Source organism: Streptomyces fagopyri, from assembly GCF_009498275.1.
In the GTDB taxonomy this organism is placed as follows: domain Bacteria; phylum Actinomycetota; class Actinomycetes; order Streptomycetales; family Streptomycetaceae; genus Streptomyces; species Streptomyces fagopyri.
Genome location: NZ_CP045643.1, coordinates 2,145,631 through 2,169,171 on the forward strand (window position 1 = coordinate 2,145,631; position 23,541 = coordinate 2,169,171).

Below are 23,541 nucleotides of genomic sequence, written 5' to 3' on the forward strand. Positions count from 1 at the left end.
TGTCGGCTTCTGTCAGACCCTCGGACGCGCGCGCAGGGTCCGCACGGATGCCCGGCCCTCACCCCGTGAACAGCTGTTTGACCTTGAGGACGAGCTCGTACAGGCCGTAGCAGAGGGGTGCCCCCACCCAGAGCCAGGAGAAGGCGATCAGGGGCCGCCGGTCAGGCGGAGCGCTGGGGCTGGACGGAGTCGTCATCGGTGGCCTCCCTCGGTGCGGGGATGTGGTGGCGGACGTGGACCGGGCGGATCAGTTCGTTGGCGACGAAGCCGACGACCAGCAGCCCGATCATGATCAGGAACGACGTGTCGTAGAGCGCGGCGCCGTGCTTGCCCGCGTCCTTCTGCCGGTCCGCGATCCAGTTGACGATCAGTGGTCCGAGAACACCGGCGGTGGACCAGGCGGTGAGCAGCCGACCGTGGATCGCGCCGACCTGGTAGGTGCCGAAGAGATCCTTCAGATAGGCGGGGACGGTCGCGAAGCCACCGCCGTAGAAGGAGAGGATCACCAGCGCGCAGATGATGAACAGGGGCTTGGAGGAGTCCCCGAACTGCGAGATCAGCAGGTACATCACCGCGCCGACGCCGAGGTAGACGCGGTAGATGTTCTTGCGCCCGATCAGGTCGGACGTGGAGGACCAGCCGATGCGGCCCGCCATGTTCGCGGCGGAGAGCAGCGCGACGAAGCCCGCGGCGGCGGAGACCGACACCGGGGTGGAGGTGTCCGCGAAGAAGTCGGTGATCATCGGGGCGGCCTTCTCCAGGATGCCGATGCCCGCGGTCACGTTCATGCACAGCACGAGCCACAGGCACCAGAACTGCGGCGTGCGCACGGCGTTCTTCGCCGAGACCTGCACCCCGTCGAGGGGTCCGGGGCGGGCCTCGACGACGGGCTTCTCGCTGCGCGGCACCCGCACCAGCAGCACGCCGAGCGTCATGAAGACGGCGTACGACAGACCGTGCACCAGGAAGGCGAGGGCGATGCCGGAGGAGTCGGAACCGAAGGACTTCAGCATCTGCGCGGACCACGGCGAGGCGATCAGCGCGCCGCCGCCGAAGCCCATGATCGCGATGCCGGTGGCCATGCCCGGCCGGTCCGGGAACCATTTGATCAGCGTCGAGACGGGCGAGATGTAGCCGATGCCCAGGCCTATGCCGCCGACGAAGCCGTAGCCGAACACGATCAGCCAGTACTGCTCGGTGGCGGCGCCGAGCGAGGCGATCAGGAAGCCGGTGGAGAAGCAGACCAGGGCGACGGTCATCGCCCAGCGCGGCCCGTTGCGCTCCACCAGGGTGCCGCCGAACGCGGCGGACAGCCCGAGCATGACGATGCCGAGCTGGAACGGCAGCGCGCTCTGGGTGCCGCTGAGGCCGAGCGCGGATTCGAGCGGTGGCTTGAAGACGCTCCAGGCATAGGCCTGGCCGATGGAGAGGTGGACCGACAGGGCGGCGGGCGGGACGAGCCAGCGGCTCCAGCCGGGTGGCGCGACAGGGGGACTCATGATCCCGGACGATAGGAAGCGGTTGTCCGGTTGGGAAGCCGTACGGCGTCAACTCGTCGACCGTATGCGGTGAACGGTATCCGTGGTGCGACGAACGGTCGGCCGGGAGCCCGCGGCGGCCGGAACCGGACCGTCACAGCGCCCCGCCCGTCCCGGGGTGGGAAGCGGACCTTCACAGCGCCCTGGCCCGGCGCCCTTCGCTGCCCGCGCCGCGCAGCGCCCCGCCCCCGGCCGGGGCCGGCTCCGCCGTGGCGGGACCTGCCCTCCCGGCGGCCCGTCACCACGCCCGTCACCACATACGTACGATGCACGCCCTGCACGCCCTGCGCGCCCTGCACGCCGTACGCGCCCTGGACGCCGTAGGCACCGTACGCGCCGTACGCGATGTCGAACCGGCCCGCCGGACCCTGTGGGGCCTCGGCGTGTCACCCTCCCAGTGAGCTGAGGCGTGCCGACTCCTCGTCCGAGAGGCGCAACGTGGCCGCCGTCATGTTCTGCGCGAGGTGGTCCGGGTCGCCGGTGCCCGGGATCGCCAGTACGTGCGGTCCCTGCCGCAGGGTCCAGGCCAGCCGGACCCGCGCGACCGGCACGCCGTGCGCGCGGGCGACGGCGCACACCGTCTCGCTGTCACGAGCGGCCGGACCCGCCTCCCGTCCGGAACCGGCGATCGCGAAGAACGGGACGAAGGCGAGGCCGAGTTCACCGCACAGCCGCAGGAGGGCCCTGTCCTCCCCCGGTGAACCGATCCCGAAAGGGTTCTGCACGCACACGACAGGGGCGATGGCCCGGGCCTCGGCCAGTTGCCCGGACGTGACGTGGGAGACACCGAGGTGGCGGACGAGCCCTGCGTCGCGCAGTTCGGCCAGCGCGCCGAAGTGCTCGGCGATCGAGCCGGTTCGCCGGCTCGGCGGTATCCGCAGGTTCACCACGTCCAGGTGATCGCGGCCGAGCTGGCGCAGGTTCTCCTCGACCTGGCCGCGCAGCTGCGCCGGCGTGGCCCACCACCAGGCGCCCGAGGAGTCGCGGCCCGGCCAGACCTTGGTGGCGATGACCAGGTCCTCCGGGTAGGGCGCCAACGCCCGGTTGATCAGCTCGTTGGCGGAGCGCGTCGCCGAGAAGTAGAACGCGGCGGTGTCGATGTGGTTCACGCCGAGCTCGACCGCCCGGCGGAGCAGGCCGATCGACCGCTCCCGGTCACGCGGCACGCCACGGTCGAAGGGCGCGGTACCGGTCAGTCGCATCGCGCCGAGTCCGACACGGTTGACGGTCAGGTCGCCGAGCCGCCAAGTACCCTCGGCCGCCGCTGGGTTCGTTCGTGCGCTCATGACGTGGAACTCCTCTTTCGGGGGTGGGGAAACCGCAACCGGCGGACGGTGTACGGGCGTTCAGGCCGCTCGGCGGGTGACCGCCTTCGGGGCGGGCCCTCTGTGCCACGGCGGGCCGGACGGCCGGGACGGGCCGGATCCGGGCATGAAAAAAGCCTTCCGGCGGTGCGGTCCGCACCGGGAAGGCTTATGTATCGGTCCCCATTCTAGTGTCCTGAGTCCTTGATCCGTCGTTGATCAATGCATGGGACGTCCTGGGCCGAAGCCGGCCGAGCTGGTGCTGTCGGATCAAGGACTCAGGACACTGGGGGCGTGACTTAATCGGGTGCGTGAGCATCCGGCCGGGTGATACAAGATCCCGCGTGACTGAGAATCTCGATTTCCCCACCCTGCTGCAGATGATCGACGAGCGGTCCGCCGCGTTCCGCGCCGCGATCACCGCCGCCCCGAGCCTCGACGCCGACGTCCCGTCCTGCCCGGGATGGAAGCTGTACGACCTGGCGAACCACCTCAGCGAGGGGGACCGCTTCTGGGCCCACATCGTGCTGAACACCGCGCCGGGCGACGAGCGGCCGAGCAAGGACGGGCTGGCGGCGCCCGGGGAGCGCGAGGCTCTGGTGGCCTGGCTGGCCGACTCGACGGAGCAGCTGCTGGCCGCCCTGCGCGAGGCCGGCCCGGACCGGGCCTGCTGGGCCTGGTGGGAGCCGCTGGCCTCGCCGCACACGGTGGCCGCCGTGGCCCGCCGCCGTGTCCCGGAGTCGATGATTCACACCTACGACGCCCAGCTGGCCTCCGGCGCCCCGCAGGAGTTGCCGACGACCGAGGCGCTCGACGCTGCCGAGGAGTTCCTCGCCACCGTCTGCACCGTCACGACTCCGTGGCCGGGGGAGCCCGCCACCATGGACTACCACACGGTCGAGGGCCGCTCCTGGCGCCAGACGCTGGACGCCGTCGGCTCCCGCTTCACCCGCCTCACCCCGGCGGAGGCCGCCGACAGCAAGCCCACCGCCGCCCTCCACGGCACGGCGAGCGAGCTGGCCCTGCTGATGTACATGCGCGTCCCGGCGGACGCGGTGCGGCTGGAGGGCGACGCCAGGCTGCTCCAGCAGCTGCAGGACTGGGACTGATGTCCTGAGTCCTTGATCCGTCGACAGTACGCACCGCAGGAGGCAGGGGCCGACAGTTCTACTCCAAGGCAGCTGCGGCCAGTTGTCACACGGGTCAGGCTCAGGCCCCCTGCGGCACAGCTTGATCCTCACAGTTGTCACAGATCGGGTGCACGTCCAGGCAGGCCGGGACTTCGCGGTCCAGCTCGGCGGGGAACTTCTTGAACTCTGCCGCGCGGTGGCGCCGGTGGAGCGACCCGATGACCTTGCCGGTGGCCGCGTCCAGGGCGGCGAACAGGGTGGTGGTGCCCGCACGCACGTAGTCGTGGCTCGTCCGTTCCGGGACGCCCGGCATCATCGGCAGCACCGGCTGGGACCGGTCCAGCCGGCAGGGTACGTCCGGCGGCTCCGGCAATCAGACCGTCGACTGCGAGAGGCCCACCCGCGGGCCATCGAGCGAGTCGACCAGTGCGTGGCATTCCTCGGCTTCGCCTCCAGCGTCATCCGGACCGACTCGGCGACCCGCTCATCGGTGACCGTCCGCTCCCGGCCCGGACGGGGTGCGTCGCCCAGGCCATCCAACCGGCCCTTCAGGAACCGGCCCCGCCACTGGGAGACCGTCTCCGTGGTCACCCCGGTGGCAACGGCTACCGAACGGCCGACCGGGGCAGCCCGTCAGGCTCGACCCCGGCGCAGGTCAACACGATCCGTGCTCTCAACACGAGGGCCTGCGGCGTCGATTGGCCTCGCACCCACGCACCGAGCACCTGCCGCTCGTGATCCGACAGCACCAGCTCGGCCGGCTTCGGCCCAGGACGTCCCATGCGTTGATCAACGACGGATCAAGGACTCAGGACACCGGCGGGGCGTCCGAGGCGTCCACCAGCAGGTCGCCGGACCGGGGACCCTCGTCCACGAGGTCGGGGCCGCCCCGGGTCCTGCGCGAAGCCTTGCCGCCTCAACCTCCATACTGTAGACAATATTTCGTCGACAGAGTTCGGCAGTTCCTCGGTACCCTCGACCGAACGGAGCGAGCCACAGTGAAAGTCGCCGTTCTCGGCGCCGGTGCGATCGGCGCCTATGTCGGGGCCGCGCTGCACCGCGCAGGCGCCGATGTACACCTCATCGCCCGTGGACCGCATCTGGCGGCCATGAGGCGGCACGGAGTCCAGGTACACAGTCCGCGCGGCGACTTCACCGCGCGCGCCCACGCCACCGACGACCCGGCCGAGGTCGGGCCGGCGGACTACGTCTTCCTCGGCCTGAAGGCCAACTCGTACGCGGCGTGCGGGCCGCTGATCGAGCCCCTGCTGCACCGGAACACGGTGGTGATCGCCGCCCAGAACGGCATCCCCTGGTGGTACTTCCACCGGCACGGCGGCCCGCACGACGGCCACCGTCTGGAGAGCGTGGACCCCGACGGCACCGTCAGCGCGGTGCTCGCGCCCGAACGGGCCGTCGGATGCGTGGTGTACGCGGCGACGGAACTGGAAGGACCGGGCATCGTCCGCCACCTGGAAGGCACCCGGTTCTCCATCGGCGAGCCCGACCGCTCGCTCTCCACTCGCTGCCGGACGTTCAGCGAGGCGATGCGGGCGGGCGGGCTCAAGTGCCCCGTCGAACGGGACCTGCGCAACGACATCTGGCTGAAGCTGCTGGGCAACATCTCCTTCAACCCCATCAGCGCGCTGTCCCGCGCGACCATGCGGCAGATGTGCCTGCACGGCGGCACCCGCAAGGTCATCGAGATCATGATGGCCGAGACGCTCGCCGTCGCCGAGACCCTCGGCTGCGAGGTCGGCGTCTCCATCGAACGCCGGCTGGCCGGCGCCGAACGCGTCGGCGACCACCGCACCTCCACCCTTCAGGACCTGGAACGCGGCAAGCCGCTCGAACTCGACGTCCTGCTCGCGGCCGTCGTCGAGCTGGCGGAGATCACCGGTGTCCCGGTCCCCACCCTCCGTACCGTGCACGCCCTTTCGGATCTGCTCGCAGCGAGGACCGCCGCATGAGGAAACGCGACCCGAAGATCTACCGACGGCTCACGCGTCCGCTGGTGCGGGACAGCCGTGACGAGCCCTTCCGGCCGGCCACCTGGGACGAGGCCCTGAGCCGCACGGCGGCCGGGCTGCGCGCGGCCCGCGGGGCGTTCGGCCTGTTCTCCTGCGCCCGCGCGACCAACGAGATGAACTACGTGGCCCAGAAGTTCGCGCGGGTCGTCATGGGCACCAACAACGTCGACTCCTGCAACCGCACGTGTCACGCCCCGAGCGTCGCCGGTCTCTCGGCGGCCTTCGGCTCGGGCGGCGGGACCTCCTCGTACGCGGAGGTCGAGGAGACCGACCTCGTGGTGATGTGGGGCTCCAACGCCCGCTTCGCGCACCCCATCTTCTTCCAGCACGTGCTGAGGGGGATCAGGAACGGCGCCCGGATGTACGCGGTCGACCCGCGCCGCACCTCGACGGCCGAGTGGGCGGAGGGCTGGCTCGGGCTGAACGTCGGCACCGACATCCCGATGGCACACGCGATCGGCCGCGAGATCATCCGCGCGGGCCTCGCCAACCACGCCTTCATCCGGCGGGCGACCACCGGGTTCGAGGAGTACCGACGGCTCGTCGAACCCTGGACGCTCTCCCTCGCGGAGAAGGTGACCGGCGTACCGGCCTCCGCCATAAGGGAGTTGGCCCACGCGTACGCCCGCGCCGAACGCGCCCAGCTGTGCTGGACGCTCGGCATCACCGAACACCACAACGGCACCGACAACGTGCGCGCGCTGATCAATCTGTCCCTGCTGACCGGCCACGTGGGCCGCCACGGCTCCGGGCTGCAGCCGCTGCGCGGCCAGAACAACGTGCAGGGCGGTGGCGACATGGGCGCCATCCCCAACCGGCTCCCCGGCTTCCAGGACATCCTCGACCCGGACGCGCGGACGAAGTTCGAGTCCGCCTGGGACACCGTCATCGAGCCGCACTACGGACTGAACCTGACGGAGATGTTCGAGGCGATGGAGGAGGGCACGCTCAAGGCGGTGTACTGCATCGGGGAGAACCCGGCGCAGTCGGAGGCCGACAGCGAGCAGGCGGTCCGGCGGCTCGGCGCCCTCGACTTCCTCGTCGTCCAGGACATCTTCCTCACCAGGACGGCCGAACTCGCCGACGTGGTGCTGCCCGCGACCGCCGGATGGGCGGAGACCGAGGGCACCACCACCAACAGCGAGCGGCGTGTCCAGCGGGTGCGCGCGGCGGTGACCCCGCCCGGCGAGGCCCGCGAGGACATCGACATCCTCCGGGACCTCGCCGCGCGCCTCGGGCACGAGTGGAAGTACACCGGTTCCGAGGCCGTCTGGGACGAACTGCGCTCGCTCTCCCCGGACCACTACGGAATGACGTACGCGCGTCTGGAGGAGGAGCAGGGCATCCAGTGGCCCTGCCCGGACCCTCATCGACTCGAACCGACCTATCTGCACGGCCGGTTGTGGGCCGACGACCCCGCCGAACGCGGCCGGCGCGCACCCTTCGGGCTCGTCCGGCACGACCCGCCGGTGGACCTCACGGACGAGACGTACCCGATCCGTCTCACCACCGGGCGGCGCCTCGACTCCTACAACACCGGTGTGCAGAGCGGCGGTTTCGCCTCCCCGCTGCGGCGCGGCGAGTACGTCGAGCTGTGCCCGGAGGACGCGGAGCGCTACGGCGTCGTGGTGGGCGAGGAGGTCCAGGTCTCCTCGCGCCGCGGCTCCGTACGGGCGCCCGTGTGGATCGACACCGCGCTGCGCCCCGGACTCGCGTTCATGACGATGCACTTCCCGGACGACGTGGACACCAACCGGCTGACGATCGAGGCGAACTGTCCGATCGCGGGGACCGCCGAGTTCAAGGCGTCGGCGATCCGGATCGACAGACTGCCGGTCGCGACCGTGGGGAGCTGAGGCGGGACATGGATCTGCACTTCGGTGACAGCAAGCCGTCGGACGAGGAGCGGGCGGCCGTCGACGCGCTGCTCGGCCCTCCGGAGTCATCGTGGGAGGGCGCCGACCGGTCCGACGCAGACCTCAGGTGGGCCCGCGGTGGCCGCGAGGCCCGCGCGCGCCGGGACCTGCTGCTGCCGGGGCTGCACGCCGTCAACGACCGGATCGGCTGGATCAGCGAGGGTGCGCTCACCTATCTGTGCCGGCGGCTGACCGTACCGCCGGCGGAGGCGTACGGCGTCGCGACCTTCTACGCGATGTTCTCGGTGAAGCCTCGCCCGGCGACCGTGCTCCACGTCTGCACGGACCTCGCGTGCATGGTGGCCGGGGCCCCGGAGCTGTGCGAGGGGGTCGAGTCCCGGCTCGGCCCCGGCAGCGGGGTGAGCGTGGAGCGCGGCCCCTGCCTCGGTCTGTGCGAGCGGGCCCCGGCCGCGCTCGCGGTCAGGGCGGGCGATCCGGTGCGGACGGCCGTGGCGGCGCCCGCCACCGTCGAGCGGGCCGTGCTGGCGGCCGGCGCGCCCGGTTCGGCGGCCGGGGAGCCGCCCGCGGCGCGGGCCCTCCCGCAGGCCGGCGACCCCTCCCTCGTACTGCTGGGCCGCGTCGGCGTGGTCGATCCCGCCGACCTGGATGACTACCGGGCGCACGGCGGGTACACCGCGCTGCGGCGGGCCTTCGCGCTCGGGCCGGCCGGAGTCGTCCGCGAGGTGACCGACTCGGGTCTGGTCGGGCGGGGCGGCGCCGCGTTCCCCACCGGCCGCAAGTGGCAGGCCACGGCGTCCCGGCCCGAGACCCCCCACTACCTGGTGTGCAACGCCGACGAGTCCGAGCCGGGCACCTTCAAGGACCGGGTGGTCATGGAGGGCGACCCGTACGCGCTCGTCGAGGCGATGACGGTCGCCGGATACGCGATCGGCGCGCACCGGGGCTATCTGTACCTGCGGGGCGAGTACCCGCGCGCCCTGCGCCGCATGGAGCACGCCATCGGCCAGGCGCGTGCGCGGGGGCTGCTCGGCGACGACGTCCTCGGGCAGGGGTACGCCTTCGACATCGAGATCCGGCGCGGCGCCGGCGCCTACATCTGCGGTGAGGAGACCGCCCTGTTCAACTCGATCGAGGGGTACCGGGGGGAGCCGCGTTCCAAGCCGCCCTTCCCGGTGGAGAGGGGCCTGTTCGGCGGACCCACCGCCGAGAACAACGTCGAGACGCTGGTGAACGTCCTGCCGGTCCTGACCATGGGGGCTCAGGCGTACGCGGCGATCGGCACCCCGGGCTCCACCGGCCCGAAGCTGTACTGCGTGTCGGGGAGCGTGGCACGACCCGGCGTCTACGAGCTGCCCTTCGGCGCGGCGCTGGGCGAGCTGCTGGAGCTGGCGGGCGTGCGGGAGGGACTGCGGGCGGTGCTGCTCGGCGGCGCTGCGGGCGGCTTCGTACGGCCCGACGAACTGGACGTCCCGCTCACCTTCGAGGGCACCCGGGAGGCGGGCACGACCCTCGGCTCGGGCGTGGTCATGGCCTTCGACGGCACCGTCCCCCTCCCCCGCCTGCTGCTGCGGATCGCCGCGTTCTTCCGCGACGAGTCGTGCGGGCAGTGTGTGCCCTGCCGGGTCGGGACGGTGCGCCAGGAGGAGGCGCTGCACCGGATCGCCGAGCGCACCGGCGCCGCAGCGGCGGACGACGTCGCCCTGCTCAGGGGGGTCGGCCGCGCGATGCGGGACGCCTCGATCTGCGGTCTGGGGCAGACCGCGTGGAACGCCGTGGAATCCGCGATCGATCGTCTGGGGGCCTACGAATGACCGCGATACCGCTCGGGACTCCCCGCCGGCTGCTCGAATTCACCCTTGACGGTGAACCGGTGCGCGCGCCGGAGGGGTCGACCGTGCTCGACGCCTGCCGTTCCGCGGGCAAGGACGTCCCCACCCTGTGCCAGGGCGACACGCTCACCCCGAAGAACGCCTGCCGGGTCTGTGTCGTCGAGGTCGAGGGCGCCCGCACCCTCGTTGCGGCCTGCTCGCGCGAGGCGGAGGAGGGGATGCGGGTGCGGACGGACACGGAGCGCGCCCGCCACAGCCGCCGGATCGTCCTCGAACTGCTCGCCTCCTCGGTGGATCTCTCGACCACTCCGCGGGTGGCGGAGTGGATCGAGGAGTACGGGGCCGAGCCGGACCGGTTCGGCCCCGATGCCGCCCGCGTCGACGAGGAACCCCGGATCGACAACACCCTGTACGTGCGCGACTACGGTAAGTGCATCCTCTGCTACAAGTGCGTGGACGCCTGTGGCGGCCAGTGGCAGAACTCCTTCGCGATCTCGGTCTCCGGACGCGGTTTCGACGCCCGGATCGCCGTGGAGCACGATGCCCCGCTGACCGACTCGGCCTGCGTGTACTGCGGGAACTGCATCGAGGTGTGCCCGACGGGCGCGCTCTCCTTCAGGTCCGAGTTCGACATGCGGGAGGCGGGTACGTGGGACGAGTCGGCGCAGACGGCGACGACCACGGTGTGCGCCTACTGCGGTGTGGGCTGCAACCTCACGCTGCACGTGCAGGACAATGAGATCGTCAAGGTCACCTCTCCGCACGACAACCCGGTGACCCACGGCAATCTCTGCATCAAGGGCCGTTTCGGCTACCAGCACGTACAGAACCGGGACTGATCAGGACATGGGACGAGTCACGGAACGACGCAAGGTGATCCGCATCCGGGACGGGGCCGAGAGCACCCGCCCCGACACGCTGGTCGCCGAGGAACCCCTGGAGATCCGCCTCAACGGCAAGGCACTCGCCATCACCATGCGCACCCCGGGCGACGACTTCGCGCTCGCGGCGGGCTTCCTGGTCAGCGAGGGGGTCCTCGGCAGGGCGGACGAACTGCAGAGCATCGTCTACTGCGCGGGAGCGACGGTGGACGGCTCGAACACGTACAACGTCGTGGACGTACGGACGGCGCCCGGCGTCGTCATGCCCGACATCACCCTCGAACGCAACGTCTACACGACGTCGTCCTGCGGTCTGTGCGGCAAGGCGAGCCTGGACGCGGTCCGTACGACGGCGCGCTGGACCATCGACGACGGTGACGACGCTCCCCCGGTCCGGCTGGAGCCCGCACTCCTCGCCGTCCTCCCCGACCGGCTGCGTGCGGCGCAGCGGGTCTTCGACCGGACCGGGGGTCTGCACGCCGCTGCGCTGTTCACCGAGGACGGCGAGCTCCTCGACGTACGCGAGGACGTGGGCCGGCACAACGCGGTCGACAAGCTGGTCGGGCGTGCTCTGCAGGACGGCGGGCTGCCGCTCTCCCGGACCGTCCTGCTGGTGTCGGGGCGGGCCTCGTTCGAGCTGGCGCAGAAGGCCGTCATGGCGGGCATCCCGGTGCTGGCGGCGGTCTCGGCCCCGTCGTCCCTGGCCGTGGACCTCGCCGCCGAGTCGGGCCTGACGCTGGTCGGCTTCCTGCGCGGCGCCTCCATGAACGTGTACGCGGGCGAGCACCGCATCGCCCTGCGGGCCGCGGCCGCCCAGGGCTGACCGGCTCCCCGCGACACGGCGGCGGGGCCCCGACCGGCGGGGAGCGCCCCCTGCGCCGAAGGGGTCCCGCTGTGTCCTGTCCGGGCCCGGTCCGCCACGGCGGGGCCCGGCCGGTACGCGTGGTGCCGGGGTCCGCGCCCCTCACTCACCCGGCGCCGAAGCCCACCTGCCCGACGGTGACGACGGTGCCCAGCCGGGGGAAGTCGAGGCGGACGGAGGCCTCGTGCTCGGCGGCGGTGAGGGCGGCCATCGCGTCCTCGGCGAAGACCAGGTCGTAGCCGAGGTCTCCGGCGGCGCGGGCGGTGGACTCGACCCCCAGATTGGTGGCGATCCCGCCGAACACCAGCGTGGAGACGCCGTGTTCCCGCAGCCGCGCGTCGAGGCCGGTGCCCTGGAATCCGCCGATCGACCGCTTGACGATCTCCAGGTCGCCCCGCGCGGCGAGTCCGGCGACCAGGCCGCTGCCGGGCGGCTGTTCGGCCACCCCCGGCCGTTCGACCCGGACCAGGACGACGAGCGCGCCCGCCTTGCGGAAGACGGTCGCCAGCTCCTCGGCGGCCGAGAGGACTGCGGTGCCGTCGCGGGGTTCCACGGGCAGCCCGACGATACGGTCCATCAGATCCACGAGCACCAGGGCGGTGCGCGCGGGATCGAGGGCGAGACGGGGTGCGGTTTCGGGTGCGGTCATGACGGAACGTTAGCCGTCCCTGGCCGTCCGTACCGGAAATCCGGATCAACGAACCCGTGAACTGATCCCGTTCGGCCCACGTCGCGGGGGTCCGCGGTGCGGCCCGCCTCGCACGCCCGCACGCCCGGACCGTACGGCGGGCAGCCGGCGGACCGTACGGGACGAGCCCCATAAATCTGGCGTGAACACGACCGGTACATGGTCCTTGTGGGGTGCCTGAGGGCCCAAGTAGCGTCTGTGGCCCCCACATCGGACGTCGGATGTCGGATGTCCGATCTCCGGAATCATCCGGGTCGCCCAGACGCATGAAGGGCAGGTCGCACCATGCCGTCAAGCCTCCGCGCACGTCTGAGATCCACCGCGGCGGCCGTTCTCACGGCCGCCCTCACCGCGGCCGCGCTGATCGCGCTGCCCGGCCCGGCCGGAGCCCAACCGGGTTCCGCGCCGCCCGAGTTCGAACAACAGGTCCTCTTCAGGGCTTCCCAGGATCCCGGCTACGCGTGCTTCCGCATCCCGGCCGTCGTACGGACCCCGAGGGGCACGCTGCTGGCGTTCGCCGAGGGACGGGTCCACGACTGCGGCGACGCGGGCGACGTGGACATCGTCGTCAAACGGTCGGCGGACGGCGGCCGCAGTTGGGGCCCGCTCCAGGTCGTGAACGAGGGCGCGGGCGACACGCACGGCAATCCGGCACCCGTCGTGGACCGCGAGACCGGCCGCGTGGTGCTGGCGGAGACGTACAACACGGGCCGTACGGACGGCCGCGGTTGCGACGTCCCCTGCGATCGCACCCCACATCTGCAGTACAGCGACGACGACGGTCTCACCTGGTCCGCGCCACGGGACCTGAGCGACGAGATCCTCCCGCCGGACTGGAACTCCTGGTACGCCACCGGGCCCGTGCACGGCATCCAGCTGACCCGCGGCCGGCACACCGGACGCCTCGTCTTCGGCGTCAACACCGAGACCTGGGACGGCAGTCGGGTCACCGCCAACAACGCCGCGCTCATCACCAGCGACGACGGCGGCGACCACTGGAGGATCGGCGCGACCGACTCCTGGCCGGTCGCCGCCGACGGCACCTTCCGGCAGAAGCCGTCCGAGCTGACGCTCACCCAGCGCGCCGACGGCGCCGTCCTGGTCAGCGGGCGCGAGCAGGACGGCACCGATCTCGGCCATCGGACCCAGACCGTCAGCCGTGACGGCGGCGACACCTTCACCGCCCCCTTCCGCGACCTCCCGGACCTGTACGCACCCCAGGTCCAGGGCTCCGTCCTGCGCCTGGACGACCGGATCCTGCTGGCCTGTCCCGGCGATCCCGACCGGCGCAGGACCATGATGATCCGCTCCTCCTACGACGGCGGCCGCACCTGGGACAGCATGGACCGCGGCACCGTCGTCACCACGGACTGGTCCGGCTACTCGGACCTGGCCCGGATCGACGGCGGCACCGTGGGCCTGCTGTACGAGGGCGGCGCCGTCGACGCGCGCGACGAGATCCGCTTCGCCCGATTCACCGAGAGCCGGCTCACGCCGCGCCGCGGACCGGACCCGACGACGGCCGACCTCGCCCCGCACACCGCACGGGCCGCGGTGCTCGGCGGCGCCCACGGGACGGAGGGCGTCCTGGGCGGCGCCCTGGAGTTCGACGGCGCCGACGACGCCGTACGCCTGCCGTACCAGGACCGCCTGCCGCTCGGCAGCAAGGACTTCACGGCGTCCCTGTGGTTCCGCTACACGGCCACGACCGGGGAGCAGCCGCTGCTGTGGATGGGCGGGATCGGCACGACGCAGCCGCAGGTGTGGATGCGCGCCGAGCCCGCGTCCGACCGGATCACCGCGCTGATCACCACCCGCGACGGCGCGACGGCCCCGGCCACCGCGTCGGTACGCGTGCCGGGCGCCCGCAACGACGGCCGGTGGCACCATCTCGTGCTGCGCCGCGACCGGGGCGCCGGGCTGCTCACGGTCTTCGTGGACGGTACGTCGGTGAGCACCGCGGACGTGCCCGGATCGGTCAGCCTCAACTCGCCGTTCGGAGTGCATGTGGGGCAACGAATGGACAGCCGGGCCTACTTCACCGGCGCGATCGACGAGGTCCGGGTATACGACCGGGCGTTGAGCGACGCGGAACTGTCCGTCGCGCCGAGCCGGAAGGTGACCCGGGACACCGTTCTGTATCTGCCCATGGACGATGTGCGGGGCGGCCGCTGACGCCCCGCCCGCACCACGACGACGACGGGGCCCAGGTCCGTACACGGCGTCCCGCTCGCCGCCCTCCCCCGCACGACGGGGAGGCCGGCGGCGCGTGCACGGCCGTACATACCGGTCCCGGCGGATACGGCCGGGTGCAGCCGGGTGCAGCCGGGTGCAGCCGGGTGCAGCCGGGTCCGGCACCCGCGGCCGGGCACGACGGGACACGGCCGGGCCCGGATCGCACGGATGGCGCTCAGTCGGAACGTCGCGCCGTACCGACCGCGGTTCGCGGGCCGGCGCCCGGGGTCCGATCCGTGGCGGGCCGTCCCGCCGGGGCGTCCCCGGCGTCCCCGGCTGCCTCGATCGCCTCGGGATCGCGGGCACGGCGTTTGGCGATCACCGCGCACACCATCAGCTGCATCTGGTGGAAGAGCATCAGCGGCAGCACGGCGAGCGAGGCGTGCGCGCCGAACAGCACGCTGGCCATCGGGAGCCCGGAGGCGAGGGACTTCTTCGACCCGGCGAACTGGATCGCGATCCGGTCGCCCCGGCCGAACCCCAGCGCCTTCCCGCCGTACCAGGTCAGCGCCAGCATCACCGCGAGCAGCAGGGCCTCGACGAGCAGCAGCCCGGCCAGCCGGACCACGCTGACCTGGTGCCAGATGCCCTGCACCATGCCCTCGCTGAACGCGGTGTAGACGACCAGCAGGATCGAGCCGCGGTCGACGTACCCGAGGACCTTCTTGTGCCGTGTGATGAATCCGCCGATCCAGCGCCGCAGCAGTTGTCCGGCGAGGAACGGCACCAGCAGTTGCAGCACGATCTTGACCAGTGAGTCCGCGGAGAACCCACCGCCGCTGCTGCCTAGCAGCACCGCCGCGAGCAGCGGAGTGACGACGATGCCCGCGAGGGAGGAGAACGATCCGGCGCAGATCGCGGCGGGCACGTTGCCGCGGGCGATGGAGGTGAAGGCGATCGACGACTGGATCGTCGAGGGGACGAGCGTCAGGAAGAGCAGGCCGGTGTAGAGGTCGTGCGTCAGGAACACCGGTTCGAGTCCGCGGGCGGCGAGGCCGAGCAGCGGGAAGACGACGAAGGTGCAGGCCAGCACCGTGACGTGGAGCCGCCAGTGCCTGAGCCCGTCCAGTGCCTCCCGGGTGGAGAGCCGGGCGCCGTACAGGAAGAAGAGGAAGGCGATCGCCGCCGTCGACGCGCCCGAGGCGACATCGGCGCCCACGTCCCGTGCCGGGAGGAGAGCCGCGAGGCCCACCGTCCCGAGCAGCAGCAGGATGTAGGGGTCGATCGGCATCCAACTCGGCCACTGCAGGCGTTTCACGGTGCTCCACTGCTCGCTTGTCGTAGATCGTCCGCCGAGGCGGGTCGTGCCCTCTCCATCGTCCTCCCCGTCTCCGTGATCGGGAATCCGTCATACGGCTCTGACTGACATCATGATCCGCGATAGCCTGAAGGCATGTACGACCCGTCCCAGCTGCGTACCTTCCTCGCGGTGGCCCAAACCCTGAGCTTCACCCAGGCCGCCAGGCGGCTGGGGCTGCGCCAGTCGACGGTCAGCCAGCACGTGCGCCGGCTGGAGGACGCCGCCGGACGGCAGCTGTTCTCGCGTGACACGCACTCCGTGGAGCTCACCGTGGACGGCGAGGCGATGCTGGGCTTCGCGCGCCGCATCCTGGAGGTGCACGAACAGGCGACCGCGTTCTTCACGGGCAACCGGCTGCGCGGCCGCCTCCGCTTCGGCGCCTCGGAGGACTTCGTGCTGACCCGGCTGCCGGAGATCCTGGAGGGTTTCCGCTACGACCATCCCGAAGTGGATCTGGAGCTGACGGTCGAGCTGTCGGGCACGCTGCACGAGCAGCTCGCGGCGGGCCGACTCGACCTGGTGCTGGCCAAGCGGCGGCCCGAGGATCCGCGCGGCGAGCTGGTCCGGCACGACCGCCTGGTCTGGATCGGCGCGGAACGCCTGCGCCTGGACCCCGACCGCCCGGTCCCACTGATCGTCTACCCGCCCCCGGGCATCACCCGCGCCCTGGCCCTGGAGGCGCTGGAGCGCCAGGGCCGGTCCTGGCGCATCGCCTGCACCAGCGGCAGCCTGAACGCCCTGGTCGCGGCGGCCCGCGCGGGCCTCGGTGTGATGGCCCACTCCCGGGGGCTCGTACCGCCCGGTCTGGTCCCGGTCCCGGAACGGGCGGGCCTGCCGGAGCTCGGCGAGGTCGACTTCGTCCTGGTGCACGGGAAGCGTCAGGCGTCCGCGCAGGAGGCGGCGGACGCGCTGGCGGCGGCGATCCTGGGCGGTGGTGACCGGCTGCACCGGGGACAGCCGGGGCCCCGGGGCCGCCCGCTGCCGGCACCGGGCTGACTCCACCGTCGTCCCCCGTCATTCGCCGTCATTCGCCCTCACGCCCGCGCATCGGCAGGATGGGGGCCATGAGCGAGATCCACACCCCCCGTCTTCTCCTGCGCCGCTGGCTGGACGACGACCTTGTCCCCCTGTCCGAGATCCACGCCGACCCCGAGGTGATGCGGTGGATCGGCGACGGCACGACCCGCTCCCTGGAGGAGACCGCCGAGGACATCGAGGCGTGGGAGGAGGAGTGGGACGAGGAGGGCTTCGGGATCTTCGCCGTCGAACTCCTGGGCTCCGGGGAGCTGGCCGGAGCGGTCGGTCTGTACCTGGCCGACACCCCGCCCGGGATCGCGGGCGAGGTGGCGATCGGCTGGCGGCTCGGGCGGGCGTTCTGGGGGCAGGGGTACGCGTCGGAGGCGGCCCACGGTGCGCTGGAGTTCGCCCTGCAGGACCGGGGGCTCGACCGGGTCGTCGCCGTGTGCCGGACCGGGGACACCGCCTCCACGAACGTACTGGGCAAGCTCGACATGCGGCCCGAGGGCACCGCGCAGGACCCTGCCCACGGGTACGACCTGCGGATCTTCGGGATCGACCTGACGGAGTTCCAGGGGTAGGCACCCTCGGGGATGCCCGCTCGGCGTCGCCGGCATTCCGCACGGTGCCGGGGTCTCCGTCGCCGGACACGCGGTCGCACGACGCGGTGCGCGAGTCGGGCGAATCCGGCACCCGGCGCACTGTCGCCGGGCACTGTCGGGTCGTACAGATTCCGTGGAGATTACGGGATCGAAACCTACGGAGCCGTAAGGGATTCTGTCCGTCCCTTCCCCATGTGCGGGCATTTCCGTGACTGACCTGTGCGGACGCCGCGTGCGCCCCGCTCCGGCGCCCCTCCCGTCCGGCTTTCCGGTGGGGTAGCTTTCACGGCGCTGTGCGGAGCGCCACTAGGAGCGGGATTGCGCGAGTTCACCAACTCTCCGTTGGCGTCGGCGCCGCCGGTGGGCGGCCTGGCCGACGTCGTGTTCGACCATGCCCGGGAGGATCCGCTGCACATCGCGCTCGGCCGCAAGGACGAGCAGGGACAGTGGCGCGACGTGACGTCGGCCGAGTTCCGTGACGAGGTCCTCGCCCTGGCCAAGGGGCTGCTCGCCCACGGCATCCGGTTCGGCGACCGGATCGCGATCATGTGCCCCACGCGCTACGAGTGGACACTCTTCGACTTCGCGTTGTGGACGATCGGCGCGCATGTGGTGCCCATCTACCCGACCTCCTCCGCCGAGCAGGTCTTCTGGATGCTGCACGACGCCCAGGTGTCGGCGGTGATGGTGGAGCACGAGGACCACGCGATGACCGTCGCCACCGTCGTGGACCGGCTGCCGCAGCTGCACAAGCTGTGGCAGCTCGACGCCGGCGCCGTGCAGGAGCTCTACGAAGCGGGCGCGCACCTCGACGACGAGGTGGTGCACCGGCACCGGCGCGCGGTCACGCCGGATTCCATCGCGACGATCATCTACACCTCGGGCACCACCGGGCGTCCCAAGGGCTGTGTCATCTCGCACGCCAACTTCATGTTCGAGGCGGACACGGTCATCGAACGCTGGGAGCCGGTCTTCCACTCGCGGCGCGGGGACGAGGCCGCCACCCTGCTGTTCCTGCCGCTCGCGCACGTCTTCGGACGGATGGTGCAGGTCGCGGCGGTCCGCGGGAAGGTCAAGTTCGGTCATCAGCCGCAGCTCAACGCGGCGGCCCTGCTGCCGGACCTGGCCGCGTTCCGGCCGACGTTCTTCCTCGCGGTGCCGTACATCTTCGAGAAGGTCTTCAACGCCGCCCGCCGCAAGGCCGAGAAAGAGGGCAGGTCAGGACCGTTCGAGAAGGCCGTCGAGGTCGCCGTGCGCTACGCGGACGCGGTCGAGGAGAAGGCCTGGGGCATCGGCCCGGGACCCTCGGCGGCCCTGCGGGTGCAGCACCAGTTCTTCGACAAGGTCGTGTACTCCAAGGTGCGGGCCGCGATGGGCGGCCGGGTCAGACACGCGATGTCGGGCGGTTCGGCGATGGACCGGCGGCTCGGGCTGTTCTTCGCGGGCGCGGGTGTCGTCGTGTACGAGGGGTACGGGCTCACCGAGTCCACCGCGGCCGCCACCGCCAACCCGCCCGAGCGCACCCGGTTCGGCACCGTCGGCCAGGCGATCCCCGGCACCACCGTGCACATCGCGGAGGACGGGGAGATCTGGCTCAACGGCGGGAACGTCTTCCAGGGGTACCTCAACGACCCCAAGGCCACCGACGCCACCCTGCACGACGGCTGGCTCGCCACCGGTGACCTGGGCTCCCTCGACGAGGACGGCTACCTCACCATCACCGGGCGCAAGAAGGAGATCCTGGTGACCTCCGGCGGCAAGAGCGTCTCGCCGGGTGTCCTGGAGGAGCGGGTGCGCGATCATCCGCTGGTCGCGCAGTGCATCGTCGTCGGCAACGACCGGCCGTACATCGCGGCGCTCGTCACCCTCGACGCGGAGGCCGTCGAGCACTGGCTCCAGATGCGGGGCAAGCCCCCGCTGTCCACCGGCGACCTGGTCCACGACCCGGACCTGGAGACCGAGGTGCGGCGCGCGGTGGTGGCGGCGAACACCCTCGTCTCGCAGGCCGAGTCGATCCGCACCTTCCGGATACTGGCCCACCAGTTCACCGAGGAACACGGGTTGCTGACGCCTTCGCTGAAGCTGAAGCGGAAGGCGATCGAGAAGGCGTACTCGACGGAGGTCGAGGCGTTGTACCAGGCATAGGGAGACCCGGCCGTCCCGCCCCGCTCCCGACGCGGGCGACCCCCGGTCTCCGACCCGGAGCGGACTGCCGACCCCGACCCCGCCCGTGTCGACGACGGCACCGCCACCTCCACCACTGCCACCGGCTCCGGCTCCGGCTCCGGCTCCGGCTCCGGCTCCGGCTCCGGCTCCGGCGGGCCCATTTCCGGCCATTCTCCCGGCCCCGCCGTCAATCCACCGGGAATCAGCCGGTCAGGAATGCATCGAGGCCGGTGATCGTTGACGATGGGGGTACCCATCACCCGACGACTGAAGGATCGAAAGCTCGTGAGCAAGGTCCCCCCGATCATCCTGAACAACGGTGTCGAGATGCCACAGCTGGGCTTCGGCGTCTGGCAGGTCCCGGACGACGAGGCGGAGCGAGCCGTCGCCACGGCGCTGCGGAACGGATACCGCAGCATCGACACGGCGGCGATCTACGGCAACGAGGAGGGCACCGGCAAGGCGGTCGCCTCCTCCGGCATCGCCCGTGAGGACCTCTTCGTCACCACCAAGCTCTGGAACGGCGACCAGGGGTACGACGCGACGCTCCGCGCGTTCGACGCCTCCCTGGAGAAGCTCGGCCTGGAATACGTGGACCTGTATCTGATCCACTGGCCGCTGCCGTCCCGGGATCAGTACGTCGACACGTACAAGGCCTTCGAGAAGATCTACGCCGACGGCCGGGCCAAGGCCATCGGCACCTCCAACTTCCTTCCGGAACACCTGGAGAAGCTGATCGAGGCGACGTCCGTCATCCCGGCCGTCAACCAGATCGAGCTGCACCCGCACCTCCAGCAGCGCGCGGCGCGCGAGTTCCACGCGGAGCAGGGCATCGCCACCGAGGCCTGGTCCCCGCTCGGCCAGGGCAAGGGCCTGCTGGAGGTCCCCGCCATCGTGGCCATCGCCCAGAAGCACGGCCGCACCCCGGCGCAGATCGTGCTCCGCTGGCACCTCCAGCTGGGCACCGTCGTCATCCCCAAGTCCGTGACCCCGGCCCGGATCGCGGAGAACATCGACGTGTTCGACTTCTCCCTCGACGCCGAGGACATCGCGGCGATCAGCGCGCTGAACGAGGACCGTCGCCTGGGTCCCGACCCGGCCACCTTCGACGTGGGCTGACCAGCCCCGACCCATCCGCCGGCCCGGACGCGCCCCGCGCGTCCGGGCCGGCGGTTCTCCGACCCCCTGAACCGGCGTCAGCCCCCGGAACGCACCCCGGCCGGATTCCTGGACCGGACCAACCCCGCCGAAGGTCTTGACGGGGTCATGTAAACGGGGCCACCTTGTACGGCAACCCGGTAAGGAAACTTTCCTAACAGAGGGGTCCCCCACACATGCGCTCTCGAACACTGACCCTCGCGGCCGTCGCCGGTGCCGCGCTCCTCGCCACCGCCGCGCTCCCGGCCACCGCCGCGCCGTCCGGTGCCAGAACCCCCGCGTCCGCCCAGGAGGGCTCGGTCAGCGCGGCCTCGCTGCTCGCCAAGGTGACGTCCTGTTCGCAGATATCGAGCGGGAAGTACAAGACGGACGACGAGACCTCGGCCACCGTCCCGGTGTGCGGCAAGAACGGCGCCGTGTTCTGGAAGGCCGACATGGACATCGACTGCGACGGCCAGGTCACCACCCAGTGCAACGGCGACGCCGACCCCTGGTTCCAGGACGACACCGCCTTCCACCAGTCCGACGGCAAGCCGCTGCGGGCCGAGTCGCTGCCGTACGTCGTGGTGCCCAGCACCAGCAGCATCTGGAAGTACACCAGTTACGGGATCAAGGGCGGCGGGGTCGTCGCGGTGATCTACAACAACAAGGTCGAGTACGCCGTCGTGGGCGACACCGGACCGACACAGATCATCGGTGAGGCCTCGTACGCCACGGCCAAGGCCCTCGGTATCGATCCCGACCCGGAGACCGGCGGCGCCGACTCCGGAGTGACCTACATCCTGTTCAAGAACTCGCAGGTGTCACCCATCGAGAGTCACACGGCGGCCGTGTCGCTCGGAGACTCCCTGGCACAGCAGTTCCTGCAGAACAACTGAGGTCCCCCGCAGGCTCGACGGGTGGGCGCGGGTGTCGTGGGCCGGTGCGGCGCCCACCCGTCGGATGCGCGCGGATCACCGGTCCGCACCCTGAAGAGGCCTCTACCGTCGGTCAGTTGGGCTGACCGATCGGCCGTACGACCACGGTGTTCACATCGACACCCGCCGGCCGGCCGATCGCCCAGACGATCGATTCGGCGAGCTGATCGGCCGTCAGGAGGTCGCCGGGCGGCAGACTCCCGTTGCTGTCCCAGAACGGTGTCTCCACCCGGCCGGGCGAGATCAGGGTCACGCCGACACCGAACTCGGTCACCTCCCGGCGAGCGTTCTCGGCGAGCCCGGTCACGGCCCACTTGGTGGCCCCGTAGATGTTGCCCGGCGTGTGGACGTGGCCCGCCACACTCCCGACCAGCACGATCCGGCCCCTCGTCTCCTTCAGGGCGTCGATCGAGGCCCTGATCAGCAGCGCCGGACCGAGCACATTGGTCAGCACCATCTCGGTCCAGCCGGCCGGATCACCCCCGGCCACCGAGTCGTGCGTGGCGAAACCGGCGTTGGCGACCACGGTGTCCAGGCGGCCGAACTCCTTGAGCGTCGCCTCGACCGCCGCCCGCACCTCGTCGTACTCGGCCGCGTTGCCCACCACCGTCAACAGTCCCTCGGGATCGCCGAGTTCCCCGGCGAAGGCACGCAGTCGCTCCGCGCCCCGCCCCGTGACCGTCACCCGGTGCCCCGTGTCCAGCAGTTGTCGCGCGACCGCGGCACCGATGCCGCTGCCACCACCGGTGATGAGCGCGACAGGCGAGTCGTTCATGAGTACCCCCGTAAGCATCCGATCGACAGCGGGAGTACACCACTTGAAGCGCTCTCGAAGTCAAGGACGACCGTGCCGGCACGGCGAGCGGGACGGCCGGACTCCGCAGTGGTCGTCGGGCCGCCGCCCGACCGCCCCGGACACCGGTGCCCCGTGCGGCCGGGCGCCTGCGGCGCCTGCCGGGGTCACTCCGGTTTCACCGCGACATGGACCGTGTGCGCCGTCAGTACGAACACGTCCGTGCGATGGTGCACGCTCGCCTTGTCCTCCGGGTCGAGGAGCCGGCCGAGGGTGGCGACGTCGTCCGGGTCGAGCCCTCCGGTGAGGGAATCGCGCAGGCGCGTCAGGGCCGTGACCACGAAGCCCCGGGCCTCGTCCGACAGCGGGGCGGGAAGATCGACGAGGAAGGTGCGGGTCTCCGTGTGACGCAGACCGGCCGACGTCAGCAGAGCGGGCCAGTCCTCGGCCTCCGCGACCGCGCCGGGCAGTTCGGCCCGCATCCGGTAGAACCACTCGTCGTGGACCGCGTCGATCCTGGACTGGAGCCCGGGACGGCCGATGCCGAGGTCGCGCGGGAGGTAGCGCGGGGGCAGACCGCCCTCCAGGAGCGCGAGGGTGCCGCCGGGCGCGAGGGCGCGCGCGAACCCGGCGAGTGCGGCGCCCTGATCCCCGACATGATGCAGGGACCTGCTGGCCCACAGCAGGTCGGCCGGGTACTCCACATCCCCCAGTCCGTCGGCGAGGTCGGCCCGCACCGTGCCGAACCGGTCACCGACGCCGAGCCGGCCGGCCCGGGCGCGGGCCCGCTCCAGCAGGGGTTCCACCTCGTCCACGGCGACGACCCTCGCCGCGGGGAAGGCGTCCGCGAGGAGACAGGAGATGACGCCGGGGCCACTGCCCGCGTCCACTATCAGTCCGGGATCGGGACGCCGCTCCCGCAGCCAGGCCGCCGCCTCGGCGTACAGCGGGCTGAACAGCTCCGCCTCCTGCTCCAGCATGGGGATCATGTCGGCGAAGTCCATGTGGGTGTGGTCGTGGGCGTGCCGGGGAGTCGTCCCGTGGTCCTGCCGGTGGGTGTTCTCGTGGTCGTGATCGTGCGCCATGGTGGTCGGCCTCTCGTCCGGGTTCGTGCACAGCGTGCTGCACGGCTCCCGGAATCGGCCAACAGCGTTGCGCGAACAGCAAAACCGGTGGTCGGAAAACCCGGTGCGCCCGGGACGGGCGGTCCCCGA

The 23,541-nt window shown here is 71.5% G+C and carries 22 protein-coding genes; 13 read left to right on the forward strand and 9 right to left on the reverse strand.

Annotation, left to right across the window (positions count from 1 at the left end):
* Positions 1–58: 58 nt before the first annotated feature.
* Positions 59–196, reverse strand: coding sequence for an MFS transporter small subunit (locus GFH48_RS38505; RefSeq protein WP_194280534.1), 138 nt, complete (start codon positions 194–196; stop codon positions 59–61).
* Positions 162–1,499: an OFA family MFS transporter gene (locus GFH48_RS09155; protein ID WP_153287782.1), complete on the reverse strand. Its 1,338-nt coding sequence runs from the start codon at positions 1,497–1,499 to the stop codon at positions 162–164. The genes GFH48_RS38505 and GFH48_RS09155 overlap by 35 nt, the downstream gene beginning before the upstream one ends.
* A gap of 305 nt (positions 1,500–1,804) precedes the next feature.
* Here GFH48_RS09155 and GFH48_RS39695 point away from each other — a divergent pair, with 305 nt between their 5' ends.
* Positions 1,805–1,939, forward strand: a complete 135-nt coding sequence (locus GFH48_RS39695) for a hypothetical protein (RefSeq protein ID WP_265590172.1) — start codon at positions 1,805–1,807, stop codon at positions 1,937–1,939.
* On the opposite strand, the gene GFH48_RS09160 is transcribed toward GFH48_RS39695, so the two are convergent.
* Positions 1,925–2,824 carry an aldo/keto reductase gene (locus GFH48_RS09160; RefSeq protein ID WP_153287783.1) on the reverse strand — a complete coding sequence of 300 codons (900 nt, stop codon included), beginning with the start codon at positions 2,822–2,824 and terminating at the stop codon, positions 1,925–1,927. The genes GFH48_RS39695 and GFH48_RS09160 overlap by 15 nt on opposite strands.
* Before the next feature lie 362 nt (positions 2,825–3,186).
* On the opposite strand from GFH48_RS09160, the gene GFH48_RS09165 reads away from it, so the two are divergent.
* Positions 3,187–3,951 carry a maleylpyruvate isomerase family mycothiol-dependent enzyme gene (locus GFH48_RS09165; protein ID WP_153287784.1) on the forward strand — a complete coding sequence of 255 codons (765 nt, stop codon included), beginning with the start codon at positions 3,187–3,189 and terminating at the stop codon, positions 3,949–3,951.
* Between the two features lie 100 nt (positions 3,952–4,051).
* Here the strand turns inward: GFH48_RS09165 and GFH48_RS09170 are convergent, their stop codons facing one another.
* Positions 4,052–4,345: a hypothetical protein gene (locus GFH48_RS09170; RefSeq protein ID WP_194280924.1), complete on the reverse strand. Its 294-nt coding sequence runs from the start codon at positions 4,343–4,345 to the stop codon at positions 4,052–4,054.
* Positions 4,285–4,563: a helix-turn-helix domain-containing protein gene (locus GFH48_RS09175; RefSeq protein WP_153287786.1), complete on the reverse strand. Its 279-nt coding sequence runs from the start codon at positions 4,561–4,563 to the stop codon at positions 4,285–4,287. The genes GFH48_RS09170 and GFH48_RS09175 overlap by 61 nt, the downstream gene beginning before the upstream one ends.
* A gap of 407 nt (positions 4,564–4,970) precedes the next feature.
* Here GFH48_RS09175 and GFH48_RS09180 point away from each other — a divergent pair, with 407 nt between their 5' ends.
* From GFH48_RS09180 to fdhD, 5 genes are read left to right on the forward strand one after another with little or no spacing between them, the layout of a single operon-like run.
* Complete coding sequence (locus tag GFH48_RS09180) at positions 4,971–5,942, forward strand: 2-dehydropantoate 2-reductase (RefSeq protein ID WP_153287787.1); 972 nt, start codon at positions 4,971–4,973, stop codon at positions 5,940–5,942.
* Entirely contained in the window at positions 5,939–7,858 is a 1,920-nt protein-coding gene (locus GFH48_RS09185) for a molybdopterin oxidoreductase family protein (protein WP_153287788.1), read from the forward strand. Before GFH48_RS09180 ends, GFH48_RS09185 begins: the two co-directional genes overlap by 4 nt.
* An 8-nt stretch (positions 7,859–7,866) precedes the next feature.
* Positions 7,867–9,690 carry an NAD(P)H-dependent oxidoreductase subunit E gene (locus GFH48_RS09190; protein ID WP_153287789.1) on the forward strand — a complete coding sequence of 608 codons (1,824 nt, stop codon included), beginning with the start codon at positions 7,867–7,869 and terminating at the stop codon, positions 9,688–9,690.
* Positions 9,687–10,547: a 2Fe-2S iron-sulfur cluster-binding protein gene (locus tag GFH48_RS09195; protein WP_153287790.1), complete on the forward strand. Its 861-nt coding sequence runs from the start codon at positions 9,687–9,689 to the stop codon at positions 10,545–10,547. The genes GFH48_RS09190 and GFH48_RS09195 overlap by 4 nt, the downstream gene beginning before the upstream one ends.
* A 7-nt stretch (positions 10,548–10,554) precedes the next feature.
* The gene (gene fdhD, locus GFH48_RS09200) at positions 10,555–11,412 is read left to right on the forward strand and encodes a formate dehydrogenase accessory sulfurtransferase FdhD (RefSeq protein ID WP_153287791.1); all 858 of its coding nucleotides are present in this window, start codon (positions 10,555–10,557) and stop codon (positions 11,410–11,412) included.
* 145 nt (positions 11,413–11,557) lie between these two features.
* On the opposite strand, the gene GFH48_RS09205 is transcribed toward fdhD, so the two are convergent.
* A complete protein-coding gene (locus tag GFH48_RS09205; protein WP_153287792.1) occupies positions 11,558–12,100 on the reverse strand; it encodes an isochorismatase family protein in 543 nt (180 codons plus the stop codon).
* A 324-nt stretch (positions 12,101–12,424) separates the two neighbouring features.
* On the opposite strand from GFH48_RS09205, the gene GFH48_RS09210 reads away from it, so the two are divergent.
* On the forward strand, positions 12,425–14,314 hold the full coding sequence (locus GFH48_RS09210) for a sialidase family protein (protein ID WP_153287793.1): 1,890 nt from the start codon (positions 12,425–12,427) through the stop codon (positions 14,312–14,314).
* A gap of 235 nt (positions 14,315–14,549) precedes the next feature.
* Here GFH48_RS09210 and GFH48_RS09215 read toward each other — a convergent pair whose 3' ends face one another.
* Complete coding sequence (locus tag GFH48_RS09215) at positions 14,550–15,632, reverse strand: bile acid:sodium symporter family protein (protein ID WP_153287794.1); 1,083 nt, start codon at positions 15,630–15,632, stop codon at positions 14,550–14,552.
* Between the two features lie 135 nt (positions 15,633–15,767).
* Between GFH48_RS09215 and GFH48_RS09220 the strand changes: the two genes are divergently transcribed.
* From GFH48_RS09220 to GFH48_RS09240, 5 genes are all read left to right on the forward strand, one after another.
* Entirely contained in the window at positions 15,768–16,670 is a 903-nt protein-coding gene (locus GFH48_RS09220) for a LysR substrate-binding domain-containing protein (RefSeq protein ID WP_153287795.1), read from the forward strand.
* A 68-nt stretch (positions 16,671–16,738) separates the two neighbouring features.
* Entirely contained in the window at positions 16,739–17,272 is a 534-nt protein-coding gene (locus GFH48_RS09225) for a GNAT family N-acetyltransferase (protein WP_153287796.1), read from the forward strand.
* Between the two features lie 339 nt (positions 17,273–17,611).
* Entirely contained in the window at positions 17,612–19,438 is a 1,827-nt protein-coding gene (locus GFH48_RS09230) for an AMP-dependent synthetase/ligase (protein ID WP_153287797.1), read from the forward strand.
* Positions 19,439–19,786: 348 nt separating this feature from the next.
* Entirely contained in the window at positions 19,787–20,578 is a 792-nt protein-coding gene (locus GFH48_RS09235) for an aldo/keto reductase (protein WP_228121290.1), read from the forward strand.
* 215 nt (positions 20,579–20,793) lie between these two features.
* Positions 20,794–21,495 carry a glycoside hydrolase family 75 protein gene (locus GFH48_RS09240; protein ID WP_153287799.1) on the forward strand — a complete coding sequence of 234 codons (702 nt, stop codon included), beginning with the start codon at positions 20,794–20,796 and terminating at the stop codon, positions 21,493–21,495.
* Between the two features lie 112 nt (positions 21,496–21,607).
* Here the strand turns inward: GFH48_RS09240 and GFH48_RS09245 are convergent, their stop codons facing one another.
* Positions 21,608–22,309, reverse strand: coding sequence for an SDR family oxidoreductase (locus GFH48_RS09245; protein WP_153287800.1), 702 nt, complete (start codon positions 22,307–22,309; stop codon positions 21,608–21,610).
* Between the two features lie 185 nt (positions 22,310–22,494).
* Entirely contained in the window at positions 22,495–23,412 is a 918-nt protein-coding gene (locus GFH48_RS09250; protein ID WP_153287801.1) for a class I SAM-dependent methyltransferase, read from the reverse strand.
* Between the last annotated feature and the right edge of the window lie 129 nt (positions 23,413–23,541).